11 protein-coding genes and 1 pseudogene are annotated in these 15461 nt (G+C 71.2%); 10 read left to right on the top strand and 2 right to left on the bottom strand.

Annotated features, from left to right (window positions below; all coding sequences use genetic code 11):
- The first annotated feature begins 37 nt into the window (after positions 1-37).
- Positions 38-271, top strand: a complete 234-nt coding sequence (locus RGU41_RS12625) for a metal-sensitive transcriptional regulator (RefSeq protein ID WP_322137348.1) — start codon at positions 38-40, stop codon at positions 269-271.
- Positions 272-317: 46 nt separating this feature from the next.
- Here the strand turns inward: RGU41_RS12625 and RGU41_RS12620 are convergent, their stop codons facing one another.
- Positions 318-2468: a hypothetical protein gene (locus RGU41_RS12620; protein ID WP_322136377.1), complete on the bottom strand. Its 2151-nt coding sequence runs from the start codon at positions 2466-2468 to the stop codon at positions 318-320.
- A 150-nt stretch (positions 2469-2618) separates the two neighbouring features.
- On the opposite strand from RGU41_RS12620, the gene manA reads away from it, so the two are divergent.
- Positions 2619-3920, top strand: a complete 1302-nt coding sequence (manA, locus tag RGU41_RS12615) for a mannose-6-phosphate isomerase, class I (RefSeq protein WP_134449032.1) — start codon at positions 2619-2621, stop codon at positions 3918-3920.
- Positions 3921-4174: 254 nt separating this feature from the next.
- Positions 4175-5152 carry a hypothetical protein gene (locus RGU41_RS12610; protein ID WP_322136376.1) on the top strand — a complete coding sequence of 326 codons (978 nt, stop codon included), beginning with the start codon at positions 4175-4177 and terminating at the stop codon, positions 5150-5152.
- Between the two features lie 168 nt (positions 5153-5320).
- Here the strand turns inward: RGU41_RS12610 and RGU41_RS12605 are convergent, their stop codons facing one another.
- On the bottom strand, positions 5321-6301 hold the full coding sequence (locus tag RGU41_RS12605) for a GlxA family transcriptional regulator (RefSeq protein ID WP_134449031.1): 981 nt from the start codon (positions 6299-6301) through the stop codon (positions 5321-5323).
- 93 nt (positions 6302-6394) lie between these two features.
- Between RGU41_RS12605 and RGU41_RS12600 the strand changes: the two genes are divergently transcribed.
- The 7 genes and pseudogenes from RGU41_RS12600 (at position 6395) to RGU41_RS12570 (ending at position 15457) form a co-directional block, all read left to right on the top strand.
- A complete protein-coding gene (locus RGU41_RS12600; protein ID WP_322136375.1) occupies positions 6395-6535 on the top strand; it encodes a hypothetical protein in 141 nt (46 codons plus the stop codon).
- 143 nt (positions 6536-6678) lie between these two features.
- Positions 6679-7647 carry a UDP-glucose 4-epimerase GalE gene (galE, locus tag RGU41_RS12595; RefSeq protein WP_134449030.1) on the top strand — a complete coding sequence of 323 codons (969 nt, stop codon included), beginning with the start codon at positions 6679-6681 and terminating at the stop codon, positions 7645-7647.
- Positions 7648-7827: 180 nt separating this feature from the next.
- Positions 7828-8166 carry a WhiB family transcriptional regulator gene (locus tag RGU41_RS12590; protein ID WP_134449029.1) on the top strand — a complete coding sequence of 113 codons (339 nt, stop codon included), beginning with the start codon at positions 7828-7830 and terminating at the stop codon, positions 8164-8166.
- 104 nt (positions 8167-8270) lie between these two features.
- Positions 8271-8978 (top strand): annotated as a pseudogene (locus tag RGU41_RS12585) (glycosyltransferase family 2 protein); the annotation flags it as partial.
- Positions 8979-11590: 2612 nt separating this feature from the next.
- Positions 11591-13072, top strand: coding sequence for a DUF5719 family protein (locus tag RGU41_RS12580; RefSeq protein ID WP_322136374.1), 1482 nt, complete (start codon positions 11591-11593; stop codon positions 13070-13072).
- Between the two features lie 199 nt (positions 13073-13271).
- Positions 13272-14396 (top strand): MTAP family purine nucleoside phosphorylase, encoded by a 1125-nt coding sequence (locus tag RGU41_RS12575; RefSeq protein WP_322136373.1) that lies wholly within the window; start codon positions 13272-13274, stop codon positions 14394-14396.
- Positions 14393-15457, top strand: a complete 1065-nt coding sequence (locus RGU41_RS12570) for an NAD-dependent epimerase/dehydratase family protein (protein ID WP_322136372.1) — start codon at positions 14393-14395, stop codon at positions 15455-15457. Before RGU41_RS12575 ends, RGU41_RS12570 begins: the two co-directional genes overlap by 4 nt.
- The last annotated feature ends 4 nt before the right edge of the window (positions 15458-15461 follow it).

The following is a 15461-nucleotide window of genomic DNA, read 5'->3' as shown; positions in this document are numbered from 1 at the left end:
CTGTGCAGGGGCCGCGCACGCCGCGAACCAGAAGAAGATCCTGAACCGGTTGCGCCGGGCACAGGGCCAGCTCGGCGCGGTGATCGCCGCGGTCGAATCCGGCGGTAGCTGCAAGGACGTCGTGACCCAGCTCGCCGCGGTGTCGAGCGCCCTCGACAAGGCGGGTTTCGTGATCGTGTCGACCGCGATGCGCGACTGCATCGACAACCCGGACACCCCGAACGCGCTCACGGTCGACGAACTCGAGAAGCTCTTCCTCACCCTCGCCTGACCCCCGCGCGCCCGCCCCTGACCACAGGTCAGGGGCGGGCTGGGCATCAGCGCCGGGTCAGGTGCGTGACCGTGAAGCCGCCGGGGGCGACCGTGACGGATGCGCGAGCCGGGTTCCCCCGCTCATCCGCGTGGGCGATCGGCCGGCCAGCGGCATCGTAAGCGGCCTGCTCCAGCCGGAACCCGCGCGGCACGAGCACGGGCCGCACACTGGACTCCCGCGCGGCGCTCACGTACAGCGTCGAATCGCCGGCCGGTCCGGTCACCGTGACTGTGGACACGAGCGGCTGCAGCAGCAGCGCGTCGATCGCCGCAGCCCCGCTCGACGTGCCGGTCACAGCGGTCGAGCCGGCCGGCAGCGTGCGGGACAGTGAGAGCGGCAGCAGGCGGCCTGGGGCATCCGTGATTCCCTGCGCCCCCGCGCCACCGTTCGCCGTGCTGCCGAGCGCTGCCCGGGCGGATGCCCAGCTCGTGTTCCCTGAGCGGGCTTCGGTCTGGTTCACGATCGGGTAGACGTTGCGGGCCTGGTCGTTCGCCGGGACGGGGACGCTGAGCGACCCGCCCTTCGTGAGGCTCACGTACGCACCGCCGGAGAGGTTGGCCTCGCCGGTCCACGCCGATGCGGGGGTGACGACCGAGCCGCCGGTGATCGTGCCGGACTCGGCTTCGACGACGCTGAGTCCTGCGGTTGCGACGGTCTTCTCGATTCCGAGCGCCTTGGCCCTGAGCTCGGGGTTCGCGTCGAGGGCGAGCATGGTCAGCAGGGTGTGGATCGTGGATTCGGCGCCCGAGTTCGGGTTGACCCGGCCGTCGCGCTCGATGCCGTCGATCGCGGTGCCTGTCGCCGGGTTGTATGCCGGGAGGCCGCTGCGGTTGGCGCCGAAGAACCAGCCGGCGTAGATCGCGGCGACGTCGAGCAGGCCGGGCGCGTTCGCGGCCTTCGCGGTCGCGACGAGGCCTTCGACCCGGGAGTCGACGCCGTAGGCGATCTGCGCCTCGCCGGGGGTCGGGCTCCACGCGTTGTCCGCCCCGCCGGCGGCGAGGAGCTGCGGGGTGAACTGGGCGGAGTCGGCGACGGCGGCTTTCAGTAGGTCGGGCCGGCCGAGCACGGTCGAGGCCGTCGCGACGGCGGCAGGGGCCAGGCCGCCCCAGGCGTGCCAGAGCGACTGCGACTTGTTCCACGGCAGGATCGCGCAGAACGGCCACTGGGTGAGCGAACCGGAGGACATCGCGGCGACGCCCTCGGTCAGCCGGGTGAGCGCGGTGCGCACCACGGTGTCGCCGGGGTCGGCCGCGCTGAAGGTGGCGAGGCCGATGGCGGCCTCTGCCGAGGCATCCGCCCCGCCGGCGATGAGCCAGGCCGGGACCTTCACGCCGTCGGCGACGTCGAAGGTGCCGTACCGGGCGAGGGACTGCCGGTTGAGCGCGTCGAGGCTGAGGTGCAGCCGGTCCTGGAGGAACGCGGCGAAGGCGGGGTCTCCGCCGGCGCCGGTGCCCGAGAAGGCCGCGTAGCCCTCGCCGAGGGCCCAGAGGGTGCGGGCGACCCAGTACGACTCCGCGGAGTCGCTCGGGTCCGGAAGCTCTTTGGGCGTTGCGCTCGGGGTCAGCGTGCCGTCGGCCTGTTGCCAGAGCACGACGTTGCCGGCGTTCGGTCCGGTCGCGGTCTGGAGGTAGGTCAGGGCGCGCAGGGTCTGCACCGCGTGGTCGCGGCTCGAGGCGTCGCCGGTGAGCTTCCAGTGCCGCAGGTAGACGACGGCGGTGCGGGCGATGTCGTCGGCGTTGTATGCGCCCTGGCTCCAGTGGCCGGTGCCTGCGTCGAGGGAGCCGCCGCCGATGCGAGTGTAGCTCCCGTCCGCGTTGCGGTTGGCGTAGGTCCATGGCGCCTGCGCGGTCGGCTGCTCGGCGAGGCGGTAGGTCGTGTGCTCCGCGGTCTGCGTGAGCGGAACTGCGTCGAGCAGGAAGTCCAGGTGTGCGAGGTTGGTGAGCGGCTGGCCTGCGACGGGGGCCGGTGGCGTTGTGGTGCTGTCGACAGCGGTTGCGGTGCCGCCGGCGACGGATGCGGCCGGCCGGCCGGGCTGCGCGGCCGCGGCTCCCGCACCGGCTCCCCACAGCAGCAGCGAGACCGCGCTCGCGAGGGCGACGGAGCCGAGCGCCGATCGGCGCGGGGTGAAACGGAAACGAACGGCATTGTGCGTCATGCGTGACTCTCCTTTGAGTACTGAACCGGTTCAGCACTCCCAACTAAACCGGTTAAGGTCGCGAGTGTCAAGAGGGACCGTCGCCGGGCATCCGTGGGCGCCTTGATAGTTTGGACTCAACCGAGTCGCACGAGACGTACAGGAGCAGTCATGTTTGTGGGCATCAGCAATACACCGCGGGACTACGCGTGGGGCTCGACGACCGCGATCTCGGGGCTGCTCGGCACGACTCCATCTGGCAAGCCGGAGGCCGAACTCTGGCTCGGGGCGCACCCGGGGTCGCCGTCGGTAATCGAGGATCCCTCGCGCACGGGCGGGGCCAGGACCCTCGTCGACTGGATCCTCGCGGACCCCGAGAGGGCGCTCGGCTCCGCGCTCGCGGAGCGGGAGACCGACGCAGGGTCGGTGCCGCCGCGGCTGCCGTTCCTGCTCAAGGTGCTCGCCGCCGCGAGCCCGCTCTCGCTGCAGGCGCATCCCACGAGTGAGCGGGCGCGCACCGGCTTCGCCCTCGAGAACGCCGCGGGCGTCCCCATCGATGCCTTCGACCGCAACTACCGCGACCAGTTCCACAAGCCCGAGATCATCTTCGCGCTGAGCGAGACCTTCGAGGCGCTCTGCGGTTTCCGCGAGCTCGGCGAGGTGCGGCGCATCGTGGGGGAGTTGCGCGCCCTCGACGCCGCGTCGGAGAACCCGCAGCCCGGAGCCCTCGACGCCCTCGAGAGCCGGCTGCTCGGTGACACCGGCCTGCGGGACACCGTGGACTGGCTGCTGCGTGACGGGCGCGGCGGCGACACCGGCGAGGTCTCCTGGCTCGTCGAGCGCGTGGTCAGCCTCGCGAAGGACGCCGTGTATCTCGCGGAGGGCGGGGCCGCGATCCGGTTCCCGCTCGAGCTCGCGACCGTGCGCGACCTCGCCGTGGCGTACCCCGGCGACCCCGGCATCGTGATCTCCCTCCTGACCAACCGGGTCTCCCTGAAACGCGGAGAGGCCCTCTATCTGCCGGCCGGCAACATCCACGCCTACCTGCTCGGGCTCGGCATCGAACTCATGGCGGCGTCGGACAACGTGCTCCGCGGCGGGCTCACCCCCAAGCACATCGACGTCGACGAACTTCTCGACGTGCTCGCCTTCTCTCCGGTTCCGGTGCCCTACCTGGCCCCGATCGTGCACACGCCCGGCGTGTCCGAGTACCGGCCCGACGTGGACGACTTCGCGCTCGTGCACATCGAGGCCTCTGCGGCGGATGCTGCCGCTCCCGCCGCCGGGGTCCCGATGCGCCAGTTCACGCTCACGGGACCGGGAATCGCGCTCTGCACGGCCGGAGGCTTCCTCGTGGCCGGTGCCACGGCATCCGTCACCCTGAAGCGCGGCGAATCGGTCTACATCACCCCCGACGAGGGCACCCTCACCTTCGCGGGCGCCGGAGACGTCTTCCTCGCCACAACCCCCTAGTCCCCGCTCGGCTCATAGCCTCGGTCCGCTCCGAGGTGCCCCGGCGCCCCGACTATTCGCCCAACCAATTCGACGGACTTTTTGAGTTTCTGGCCCGTTAGGACGCGTTTGAAGCACTATCCCGTCAAAATCTCCGTCGAATTCGTTAGGGGACGGCGGGCGCGGCTGTCCTCGACAGGGGGTGGGTGTCCGCGGTTGTCCACAGAGTGGCGGATGCCGGCGGCCGGGTCCGCCTGGCACTGCAGGCTTCCGGCATGGGCACCCTCACCGCCGACATCGTGGGCCTCGGCCTGTTCGCCAAGCGGGCCTGGCTCCGTGACCGAGGCTGGGGCGATGGCGCGCTGAGGGGTGCGGGGCTGCGCGGGGAGATCGTCCGGGTGCGCAAGGGTTGGTACACGGTCCCCTGGGCACCGCCGTCCGCGGTCGAGGCGGTGCGGATCGGTGGCCGGCTCACTGGGCTGAGCGCACTTCGCAGTTACGGCCTCTGGACGCCGCAGACGCGAAAGCTCCACGTCGCGGTGCCGGTCGCCGCACGGGGTTTGCGCCGGCCAGGCGATATGCGCGCTCGCTTGAACGTGGGCGACAGCAACATCCGCGTGACCTGGACCGAGGAGCCGAACCCGCGCCGGGGCCCCTTCGTCTGGCGAACGAGCCTGACCGACACGCTTGTCCACATCCTCTGCACCCACGACCGGGTGACCGCGATTGTCTGTATCGACGCGGCTCTGCATGGTGCCCGTGAACACCAGATCGGTATCACGGAGGAGGATCTCGACGTCATCTTTGCCAGGGCGCCGCGCCGCACCCGATCGTGGCGGTCCGAGGTCGACGCGCGGGCCGAGGCGGGCGGCGAGACAGAGTTCCGACTCAAATGCCTGCACGCGGGCATCCCTTTCGTGCCGCAACCCGTCGTCGTGGGAGTCGGCCGCCTTGACGGTCAGATCGGCCCGTCGACATTCGTCGAAGTTGACGGCGAGGAATGGCATAACGACTCGGCGGCATTCGAGGCCGACCGCGAGCGAGTCCTCGCGGTGGTTGCGCGGAACGGGCGCACGCTCCGTTTCAGCTACAAACTGATGCGCCACAAGTGGGAACTCTGCGAGCGCGCGATGCGGTGCTCACTCGTCGATGACTATCAGCTCTCCCGGGTGACGGGTTTCCCGGCCTTCCCGGGGCGGATGCGGCCGCGCCGGACATCCGCCGAGTCTTCCGAGGGCGAAACGCGCGTCTAGCCTCGCGCGAGCAGGGCTGGCCGGCCCGCGCCGCGGCATCCGTTGTCGAGCGCTCACCAATTCGACGGACTTTTTGAGTTCTTGGCACGTTAGGACGCGTTTGAAGCGCTTTCCGGGCAAAATCTCCGTCGAATTCGTCAGGGGGCGGGGCGGGGAGGAGCACGACGGTCAGCCGGCGCGGCGGGCCCCGAAGGTGCGCCGGTACGCGGTCGGGGTGGTCTGCAGCACCTTGAGGAAGTGGTGCCGCATCACGGCGGCCCCGCCGAACCCGGTGTCGCCGGCGATCTCCTCGAGGCTCCGCGTGCTCTCCTCGAGCAACTGCTGCGCCCGCAGCAGGCGCTGCCGGTTGAGCCACGCCGTCGGCGTCGTGCCGAGCTCCGCGCGGAAGCGCCGGGCGAAGGTGCGCGGCGACATCAGCGAGCGCCGGGCGAGCTCCTCGACGGGCAGCTCGCGGTCGAGGTTCTCGAGCATCCACGCGGTCACGCTCGCGAACGAGTCGCTGTCGCAGTCGACGACAGGTGCCTCGATGAACTGGCATTGGCCGCCGTCGCGCTGAGGCGGCACGACCATCCGCCTGGCGATGTTGTTGGCGACGGATGCCCCGAGCACCTTCCGCACGATGTGCAGGCACGCGTCGATGCCGGCCGCAGTACCGGCCCCGGTCACCACGCGGCGGTCCTCGACGAAGAGCACGTCGGGGTCGACCCGGGTCTGGGGGAATCGGCGCGCGAGGGCATCCGTGTACATCCAGTGCGTGGTGCTGCGCCGGCCGTCGAGGATGCCCGCCTCGCCGAGCACGAACGCGCCGCTGCAGACGCTCAGCACCCAGGCGCCCCGGGCCTCGGCGTCGCGCACGGCCTGCAGCACGGCGGGATGCACCGGCGTGCCCTTGTCGAATGCGGGAATCGCGAGCAGGTCGGCGTCGGCCGCCGCGGAGAGGTCTTCCGTTACGATGATGTCGAAGCCGAGCTTGGTGCGGATCGGCCCGGGCTCGGCGGCCGTCACGTGGAAGTCGAACACGGGACCGCCGGTGTCGCTCCTGTCGATGCCGAAGACCTCGCAGATCACGCCGAACTCGAACGGCGCCATGTCGGGCAGGGCGATGCAGACGACCTTGTTGAGCGAGGCAGGGGCGAGCGCGGCGGGCATGCGAACCTCCGGAAACGGCATTGGCAGGAAATGGTCGAACACTGGCAAGACTGCCACTCGCGGCAGGATATCGCAATGCCTAGAGTTCCTGCCATGACGACATTCCTGGTCCTGGTTCTCGCCCTCCTCACCCTCTGGAGCGCCGTCGCGACGTTCAGCACGGTGACCCGCGACGGCTACGGCGACCCGCAGATCGCCCGGCGCACCCACGGCCCCGACGACGACTGGCCCTGACCCACACGCGCTACTTCCGCTGCTTCGCGCCTGGCACGCCTGGCGCGAAGCGGCGCAGGGGCGCGCAGCGCCGGAATCGGCCCGAACGCTAGGCTGGCAGCACCGGCATCGCTAGGTTGCCGAGCGATCCTGCGAGGGTAAACATGGCGTGGCTTGTCACCGGCGGAGCCGGGTATATCGGATCCCACATCGTCCGCGCGTTCCTCGCCGAGGGCATCGACGTCGTCGTGGTCGACGACCTCTCGAGCGGCCACGCCGAATTCGTCCCTGAGTCCGTGCCGTTCGTTCACGGCGACCTGCTCGACGGCCCCCTTCTCCTCAACACCTTCTCCGATCACCCGATCACGGGCGTCGTGCACGTCGCCGGTTTCAAGTACGCCGGGGTCTCGGTGCAGCGCCCGCTGCACACCTATGAGCAGAACGTCACGGCCATGGCCACCCTCCTTGCTGCAATGCAGGAAGCCGACGTGAAGCGGATGGTGTTCTCCTCGAGCGCGGCCGTCTACGGCACCCCGACGACCTCGCTCGTCACCGAGGAGACCCCGAAGAGCCCGGAGTCCCCGTACGGCGAGACCAAGCTCATCGGCGAGTGGCTGCTCCGCGACCAGGCCGTCGCGGCCGGACTCAGCTACACCGCGCTCCGCTACTTCAACGTTGTCGGCTCCGGTGCTCGCGAGCTCCGCGACACGAGCCCGCACAACCTGTTCCCGATCATCTTCGACGCGCTCCTCGCCGGCCGCACCCCGCGGATCAACGGCAACGACTACGCGACCCCCGACGGCACCTGCGTGCGCGACTACATCCACGTCGCCGACCTCGCCGTCTCGCACGTCGCGGCCGCCCGACTCCTCGACGCCGGCACGGCGATCGAACCCGTCTACAACCTCGGCAGCGGCGACGGCGTCTCCGTCGGCGAGATCATGACGACGGTCGCCCGCGTGACCGGCATCGACTTCACGCCAGACATCGGTCCCCGCCGGGCCGGCGACCCCGACCGCATCGTCACGAGCGGCGCGCTCGCGGCACGCGACCTCGACTGGAAGATGCGGCACAGCCTCGAAGAAATGGTGCGCAGCGCCTGGGAATCGCGGCAGGCGGCATCCGTTTCATAGGGCTCTGGACGCATATTCGTCAAGCCCCCGGCGAGGTCACATTTTCAGTCTTTGGGCGAGTCGAAACTCTCCAGCCGACATTGAGGGTTTATTATCGGCGACTTGACGTGGGGGAATTACACGGCTGTAATTAGTGCGGACGAGTTATTAGGGCACGTATTGCAAGGGGTGGGAGACGATATGACGCAAGCCGAGTATCGTTCCGGAGTACCCGAGGACTGGTTCGTCGATCCCGTTCGCTTGGGCATTCCCGGAATTCGCAAGGACAGCACCGGACACACCCTTCCCGACGAAGGCGACGCCCTCGCCTGGCAGGCGGATTCGCTGTGCGCCCAGACCGACCCCGAGGCGTTCTTCCCCGAAAAGGGCGGCTCCACCCGGGACGCGAAGAAGATCTGCACCTCGTGCGAGGTGCGCACCCAGTGCCTGCAGTACGCGCTCGCCAACGACGAACGCTTCGGCATCTGGGGCGGTCTCTCCGAACGCGAGCGGCGCAAACTGCGCAAGCGCGCCAGCTGACGCCGTTCCCACCCACATCGGCCGCGTGAATCGGGCCGTGCATATCGGGCACGCCCGTCCAGGGGCCACCGCACAACGACGATGCAACCTAGGCTTGGCTTGATATGCATGCACGAGTCACAGCCATCCTTGTCGCCCGCAACGGCGCGAAACACCTTGAGCGCACTCTCGAGGCTCTGAGTCGGCAAACCCGTCAGCCGGATGTCGTCATCACCGTCGACTGTGGATCCAGCGACGCGACGGCCCAGCTCCTCGCCGCGCACGGTCCGACGCACTTCATCTCCGCCGACTCCGACCTGACCTTCGGGCAGGCGATCGCCGCCGCCGTGCGCGTGATGGCGCCGCCGGAATCCGACAGCGAGATGCTCTGGCTGCTCGCCCAGGACAGTGCCCCCGAACCCGGCGCGCTCGAAGCGCTGCTCGGCGAACTCGAGATCGCACCCTCCGTCGCCGTCGCCGGACCCAAGATCATGGACTGGCGCGCCCACGACTACATCCACGACGTCGGCCTGTCGATGACGCCCGGCGGGGCGACCGTGACCCTCGTCGAGAGCGAACTCGACCAGGGCCAGCACGACGGCATGAGCGACGTGCTCGCCGTCGACGCCGGCGGAATGCTCGTGCGCCACAGCGTCTGGAACCAGCTCGGCGGTTTCGACCCCGGCCTGCCGTCCGCGGACGACGCCCTCGACTTCTGCGTGCGCGTGCGCCTGTCCGGCCGCCGGGTGTCCGTCGTCGCCGCGGCGCGCGTCGCCTCGGCGGGCGACGGTGTCGCCGGGCTCAGCGGGTCCTCGCGCGGACGGGCCCGCCGCAAGCGACTCCGGGTGGCCAGGACCGCACAGCTGCACCGGCGCCTCGTCTACTCCGCGGGGTGGCTGATCCCCCTGCACTGGATCGCGCTCGTGCCCTTCGCCTTCTTCCGCTCCATCGGAGCGCTGCTGCAGAAGGAGCCCGGCGCGATTCCCGGCGAGTTCTCGGCCGCATTCCGCACCGCGTTCAGTGGCTCCCGGGTGCACAACGCCCGCCGTCGACTCGCCGAGACCCGCACGCTCGGCTGGGGGTCGATCGCGTCCCTGCGCCTGACGAATGCAGAGGTCCGCCGCAGGCACGCCCTCAAGCGCGAAGCGGTGCTCGTCGGCATCGGTGCTGACCGTCCGGAGATCCGCTTCTTCGCGAGCGGCGGCGCCTGGACCGTGCTCGCGGCTGCGCTCGTCGGAATCATCATGTTCGCCTCACTGCTCGGTGCGCAGAACCTCGCCGGCGGGGGACTCCTGCCGTTGTCGAGCACCCCGGCCGGGCTCTGGGCGAGCGTCGGCTATGGTTGGCGCGACCTCGGCCTCGGCTTCGTCGGCGCCGCAGATCCGTTCGCCGCCGTGCTCGCCGTGCTCGGCTCGCTCACGTTCTGGGCCCCGTCGTACTCGCTCGTGCTGCTCTACTTCGTCGCCCTCCCGCTCGCGGCACTCGGCGCCTGGCTCGCGGCGACCCGCCTGACCGACCGCGGGCTCCTCCGCTTCACCGCCGCAGCATTGTGGGTGCTCGCCCCGACCTTCCTCACGGCGTTCTCGGCTGGTCACCCTGCCGCGATCCTCGCGCACCTGCTGCTGCCCTGGCTGTTCTTCGCCGGCTATTCCGCCGGCCGGTCGTGGTCCGCGTCGGCGACAGCATCCCTGCTCTTCGCCGCCGTGCTGTTCTGCGCCCCCTCGCTCACGCCCGCGCTGCTCATCCTGTGGCTGCTCTGCTCGGTCGCCAGCGGACGCGGCATCGCCCGGTTCATCGGCATCCCGCTGCCCGCCGTCGCCCTCGCGCTCCCGCTGATCCTGGACCAGGGCCTGCGCGGCTCGTGGCTCGCGCTCCTCGCCGACCCCGGGGTGCCGGTGCCCAGCACCCCCGCCCCGGACTGGCAGCTGCTGCTCGGCTTCCCGACCGGCGACTTCGGTGGCTGGAGCACGCTGCTGGGCCAGGCCCCCGCGTTGCAGGGCCTGCCGCTGTCCTGGATCATCCCGGTCCTGTTCGCCCCGCTCGCGATCCTCGCCGCACTCTCGTTGTTCCTGCCCAGCATCCGCAGCGCGAGCGTCGCGGTCCTGACCGCCCTGCTCGGCGCCGGCACCGCGATCGCCGCGACGCAGCTCAGCCTCGCGACGACGGGCGCCGCGAGCGTCAGCATCTGGCCCGGCTCCGGCCTGAGCCTGTACTGGCTCGGCCTCGTCGGCGCCGTGATCTTCGCCCTGCGCGAGTTCCGCCGCTTCGCCGTCGCCCCCGCCGTCGCCGCAACCGTCCTTCTCGCTGTCGCCGTCGTCCCGCTCGCCGGAGCACTCCCGCTCGAGCTGAGCGCCGTCCATGAGGGCAGCGACCGCACCCAGCCCGCCTTCGTGACGGCAGAAGCGCAGACGGATGCCCGGGTCGGCACCCTCGAAATCGTCCCGCAGTCCAACGGCGGCATCCTTGCCACGATCGTGCGCGGCGCGGGCACCACCCTCAACGAGCAGAGCACCCTCGTCAACACCACGACCACGCTCTCCGCGGCGGATAAGGAACTCGCCACGCTCGCGGGAAACCTCGCCTCACGCAGCGGACTCGATGCCTCGGCCGGACTGGCCGACCTCGGCATCCGCTTCGTGCTGCTGCGGCCGGCCGCCCTCACCGACACCGGCAGAGGTACCGCGGCGGCAAGCGTCGCGGCCACGGAGACCCTCGCCAGGGCGACGACCGCGCTCGACGGCGAGGCGGCGCTCGTGCCCGTCGGGGACACCGCGTACGGGCGGCTCTGGCGCCATGACGGGCCGGCCTCCGCAGCGGGTGTCACGGCGAGCGAGGTCCCGGCCCACGCCGGGGGAGTCTTCTCTCGCCGCCCTGCTTCTTGCCGCGATCACGATCGGCTCAGCCCTGCTCCTGTCGATCCCGACCGGGGCAGGCCCCGAAGCCGTACGCCAGGCGAACCGCGACGCCATGCGCCGCTCGGCCCGCTCGGACACCCAGGACCGCAAGGCCGAGGCACGGGATCTCCACCGCGAAGAACGCAGTGCGAAGTCCGAGGCTCGGTCCGCCCGCTCCGAGGCTCGCGCCGCACTGCGGCGCAGCGTGAAGGCCGGCGCGATCGTGCCGGCCGAGGGCACCCCGGCCGCCCAGGCGATCGAGTCTGCTGCAGCCGCCGAAGCCGCCGAGGCCGCGGAGGCCGGCGAGCTCGCCGCCGCTGTCGAACTCGCGCACGCCGCGGAACGGGAGCGCTCCTCCGACCTCGCCCTCACTTCGGGCCACGGCCACGAGACCGAGGACGGCCCTGCCGACGTGACCGCGGGCGAGATTGCCGAGCACGTCGCCCCCAGCACAGCTCCGCAAAAAGAACCGGCAGCGTCACCCCGCGAGGAGAAGGCGACGGACCCCGTCGAGCCTGCCGACCGTCCGAGTGGACAGGAGGACCCGAACAATGCCAGGTAAGCGCGCCATCGCCCGGACCGGTGCCCGGTTCCTCATCGCCTTCGGCGTGCTCGGCGTCGCCGGCGTGCTCGGAGCGGCCGCCGTCGTCGTGCCCTGGCCAGCCTTCGGCACCGCCCCGGCCTATCTCGCCGTCGCGCCGGTTCCGAGCGAGCAGGTCCGGGTCTGCCCGGGTCCGCTGCTCACCCTCGCAGAGGACTCGACGCAGGCGAAGTCCGCGAGCTCGCTCGGGCGCCCGGACACCGCATCCGGCGCCTGGGCTCCCGCCACGACCGCATCCAAGGCCGCGGTCCCCGCGGGCGCATGGAGCGCACCGTCCGCGAGCCTGCTCAGCGCCGTCGACAACCGCAAGACCACGGACGGCGCCCCCGTCAAGCTCAACATCCCCGTCGCGAAGGGCGCGTCCACGGCACCGCTCGTGGCCGGCAGCCAGTCCCAGTCCGTCGCAGCGGAGGCCGTCCTCGGCGGGCTCGCCGTCGCGGCCTGCGGCGAGGCCACCGGCGAATCCTGGCTCGTCGGCGGGTCGACGGATGTCGGCCGCACGACCCTCGTGCTGCTCAGCAACCCGACAACGGTCGTTGCAACCGTCGACCTCGACGTCTTCGGCGAATCCGGCCGGGTCGCCGCGCCGGGCTCGACCGGGATCCTCGTCCAGCCCGGCGCCCAGCGCGTCGTCTCCCTCGCCGGCCTCGCGCCGAACCTCCGCTCTCCCGTCGTGCACGTGACGACCCACGGCGGCCAGGTCGTGGCCACCCTGCAGCAGAGCATCGTGCGCGGCCTCGCCACGGGCGGGGTCGACCTGCTCGGGACATCCGTCGACCCCAGGCTCGAGCAGAGCATCGCCGGCCTGCGCATCGAGAACCTTCCCGCGGACGACGCCGGAAGCGACGCGGGCGGGGTCGCGAGTGACACACCCTCTGTGCGTCTGCTCGCCCCCGGCGACACGGCGGCGACCGTACAGATCGGAGTGATCAGCGCGGGCGGCCAGGCCGCGGGCACCTCCGTCGAGGTCACCCTCCAGCCCGGCCTCGCGACCGACGTGCCGCTCTCCGGACTCGCCGTCGGCAGCTATTCGCTCACCGTCTCGAGCGACCAGCCCGTCGTGGCCTCTGCCCTCAGCTCGGCGACCGGCACCAATGGTCGTGACTTCGCCTGGTTCGCGTCCTCCGCCGCGCTCACCGGCGACTTCGCCGTCGTCACGGCGCCAGGACCCTCGCCGCTGCTCAACCTGCTGAACCAGGGCACCAAGGACGTGACCTATACGGCGACCGCCGAGAACGGCGCATCCGGCAGCGTGACGGTCGCGGCCGGTGCGGCCGGAGCGCTGCCGCTCTTCGCGTCGACGCGGTACATCGTGTCGGGCGGCTCCGAGACGGTGTCGTCGGTCGGCTATGCGGATGCCGGCATGGTCGCCTCGTTCCCGGTGCGCCCGCCGGGCCCGCTTGCAGAAGCGATCCGGGTCTACACGCACTGACGGTCGCCTTTCCGGTCGACGACTTTCCGCTGAGGAGCGCAACGTCGGAGTCTTTCGTGACACGCCGTCTTCGCGGTCAGTGGATGCTGCGTGTCGCGATTTTCTCCGACATAACGAAATCATGGGCGTACTGCCATCGCGCCGTGCGCCCCACGGGATGCAAGACTGGACACCCCGCCCGCCGAACGAGGAGCACAGAGTGACCGAGCAGACTCCCGCGCAACCACTCGCACATGCCCCGGTGGAGATCGCGGTGATCGGCGGATCCGGACTGTATCGGCTCTTCGACGCCGGCACCGTCACCTCGATCATCGTCGACACCCCGTACGGGCCGACCTCCGCGCCGATCACGGTCGGCGAGCGCGCCGGACGTCGGGTCGCATTCCTGCCCCGGCATGGAGCGGGGCACACCGAGGCGCCGCACCGGATCAACTACCGCGCCAATATCTGGGCGCTCGCCTCCCTCGGCGTCCGCGCGATCATCTCCTCCTCCGCCGTCGGCGGCGTCAGCCCTGAGTACCCGCCGGGGCTCCTCGTCGTCACCGACCAGTTCATCGACCGCACGAGCGGCCGCGCCGACACCTTCTTCGACGAAGGCGTCGTCGCGCACCTCGCCGCTGCCGACCCCTTCGACCCGGTGCTCCGACGCACCGCGGTCGCCGCCCTGAACGCACTCGGCGAGCGGTTCGCGCCCACAGGGACCGTCGTCGTGATCCAGGGCCCCCGGTTCTCCACCCGGGCGGAGTCGCTCTGGTTCCGTGTGGCCGGCGCCCACATCGTCAACATGACCCAGTACCCCGAGGTCGTCCTCGCATCCGAACTGGGCATCGGAACGGTCAACCTCTCCTTCGTCACCGATGCGGACGCCGGACTCGCCCCCGCCGAACCCGGCGCGGACGCGGCGGCATCCGCTCTCGAGGCGCACCTGCCCGAGACAGCCCTAACCGAGACAGCCCTGACCGAGACAGCTCTGCCCGGGACTACCGAGACGGATGCCGTCACGGCCGAGCTCGTCTTCGCTCGGCTGGCCGCGGCGCAGCCCCGGATCCTCGCGGCCATCGACGGCATCCTCCGCGGCATTCCCGCCGGGTACGCCCCGCGGACCCTGATCGATCCCGAGCTGGTCCGGACCGTGCTCGACCGGCCCGTGCGACCGGTCCGGCCCGGGCAGCCCACCCGGCTCTCGACCGAGACGGCAACGGACGCCGAAACGGAGCCCGGCACTGTGCCGACGCCGGATCCCCGGCCGTCCCCTGGCCCTCCTCCGGTTCCGCATCCCGTTCCCGTGCCCGCGCCGACGACCGAACCCGGGCCCGCCCGGTGAGCCCCCGGCTGCTCGTCACGGGCGGCGCCGGGTTCATCGGCGGCGTCATCGTGAGCCAGGCACTCGGGCGCGGCTGGGACGTGCGCGTGCTCGACTCCCTGCGCCCCGACGTGCACGGCGGCTTGCCGTCGATCGACGCGCGGGTCGACCTCCTCGTCGGCGACACGACGGACCCGGCGACGGTCGACCTCGCCCTCTCCGGAGTCGACGCGGTCTGCCACCAGGCCGCGAAGGTCGGGCTCGGCGTCGCCTTCTCCGACGCGCCGGACTATGTCCGCAGCAACGAGGTCGGCACGGCCGTGCTCCTCGCGGGCATGACCACCGCGGGCATCGGCCGGCTCGTGCTCGCCTCCTCCATGGTCGTCTACGGCGAGGGCAGCTACCGCGGCCCGCACGGCTTCACCCGGCCCGGCCCGCGCCAGGAGGCCGACCTCGCCGCCGGCCGGTTCGACCCGCTCGACCCGGAAACCGGCGAGCCCCTCGAACCGCTGCTCGTCACCGAGGACGACCCGCTCGACCCCCGCAACGTCTACGCCTCGAGCAAGCTCGGCCAGGAGTACCTCGCGAGCAGCTGGGCCCGCTCGACGGGCGGGCGCGCGATCGCCCTCCGGTACCACAACGTCTACGGGCCGGGGATGCCGCAGAACACGCCGTACGCCGGGGTCGCGTCCCTGTTCCGGTCGGCCCTCGAACGCGGAGAGGCACCGCGCGTCTTCGAGGATGGCAGGCAGCGCCGCGACTTCGTACACGTCGCCGATGTCGCATCCGCCAACCTGGCCGCGCTCGAGCACACCGCGGACGCCCCCGCCGCCCTGTTCCGGGCGTTCAACGTGGGCTCGGGGGTCGTGCACACGATCGGGGACATGGCCGGGGCGCTCAGCCGTGCGGCAGGCGGCCCAGACCCCGTCACGACGGGGGAGTACCGGCTCGGTGACGTGCGGCACATCACCGCGTCCTCCGAGCGGCTGCGCACCGAGCTCGGCTGGATGCCCGCCGTCACCTTCGAGGACGGCATGCGCGCCTTCGCGACCGCTCCGCTCCGGGCTGCCGTCCGCCGCTGACGTC

The sequence above is a fragment of the Cryobacterium sp. 10C3 genome (genome assembly GCF_034314285.1).
Lineage (GTDB): Bacteria > Actinomycetota > Actinomycetes > Actinomycetales > Microbacteriaceae > Cryobacterium > Cryobacterium glucosi.
This window is presented reverse-complemented; position numbering and strand designations above follow the sequence as displayed.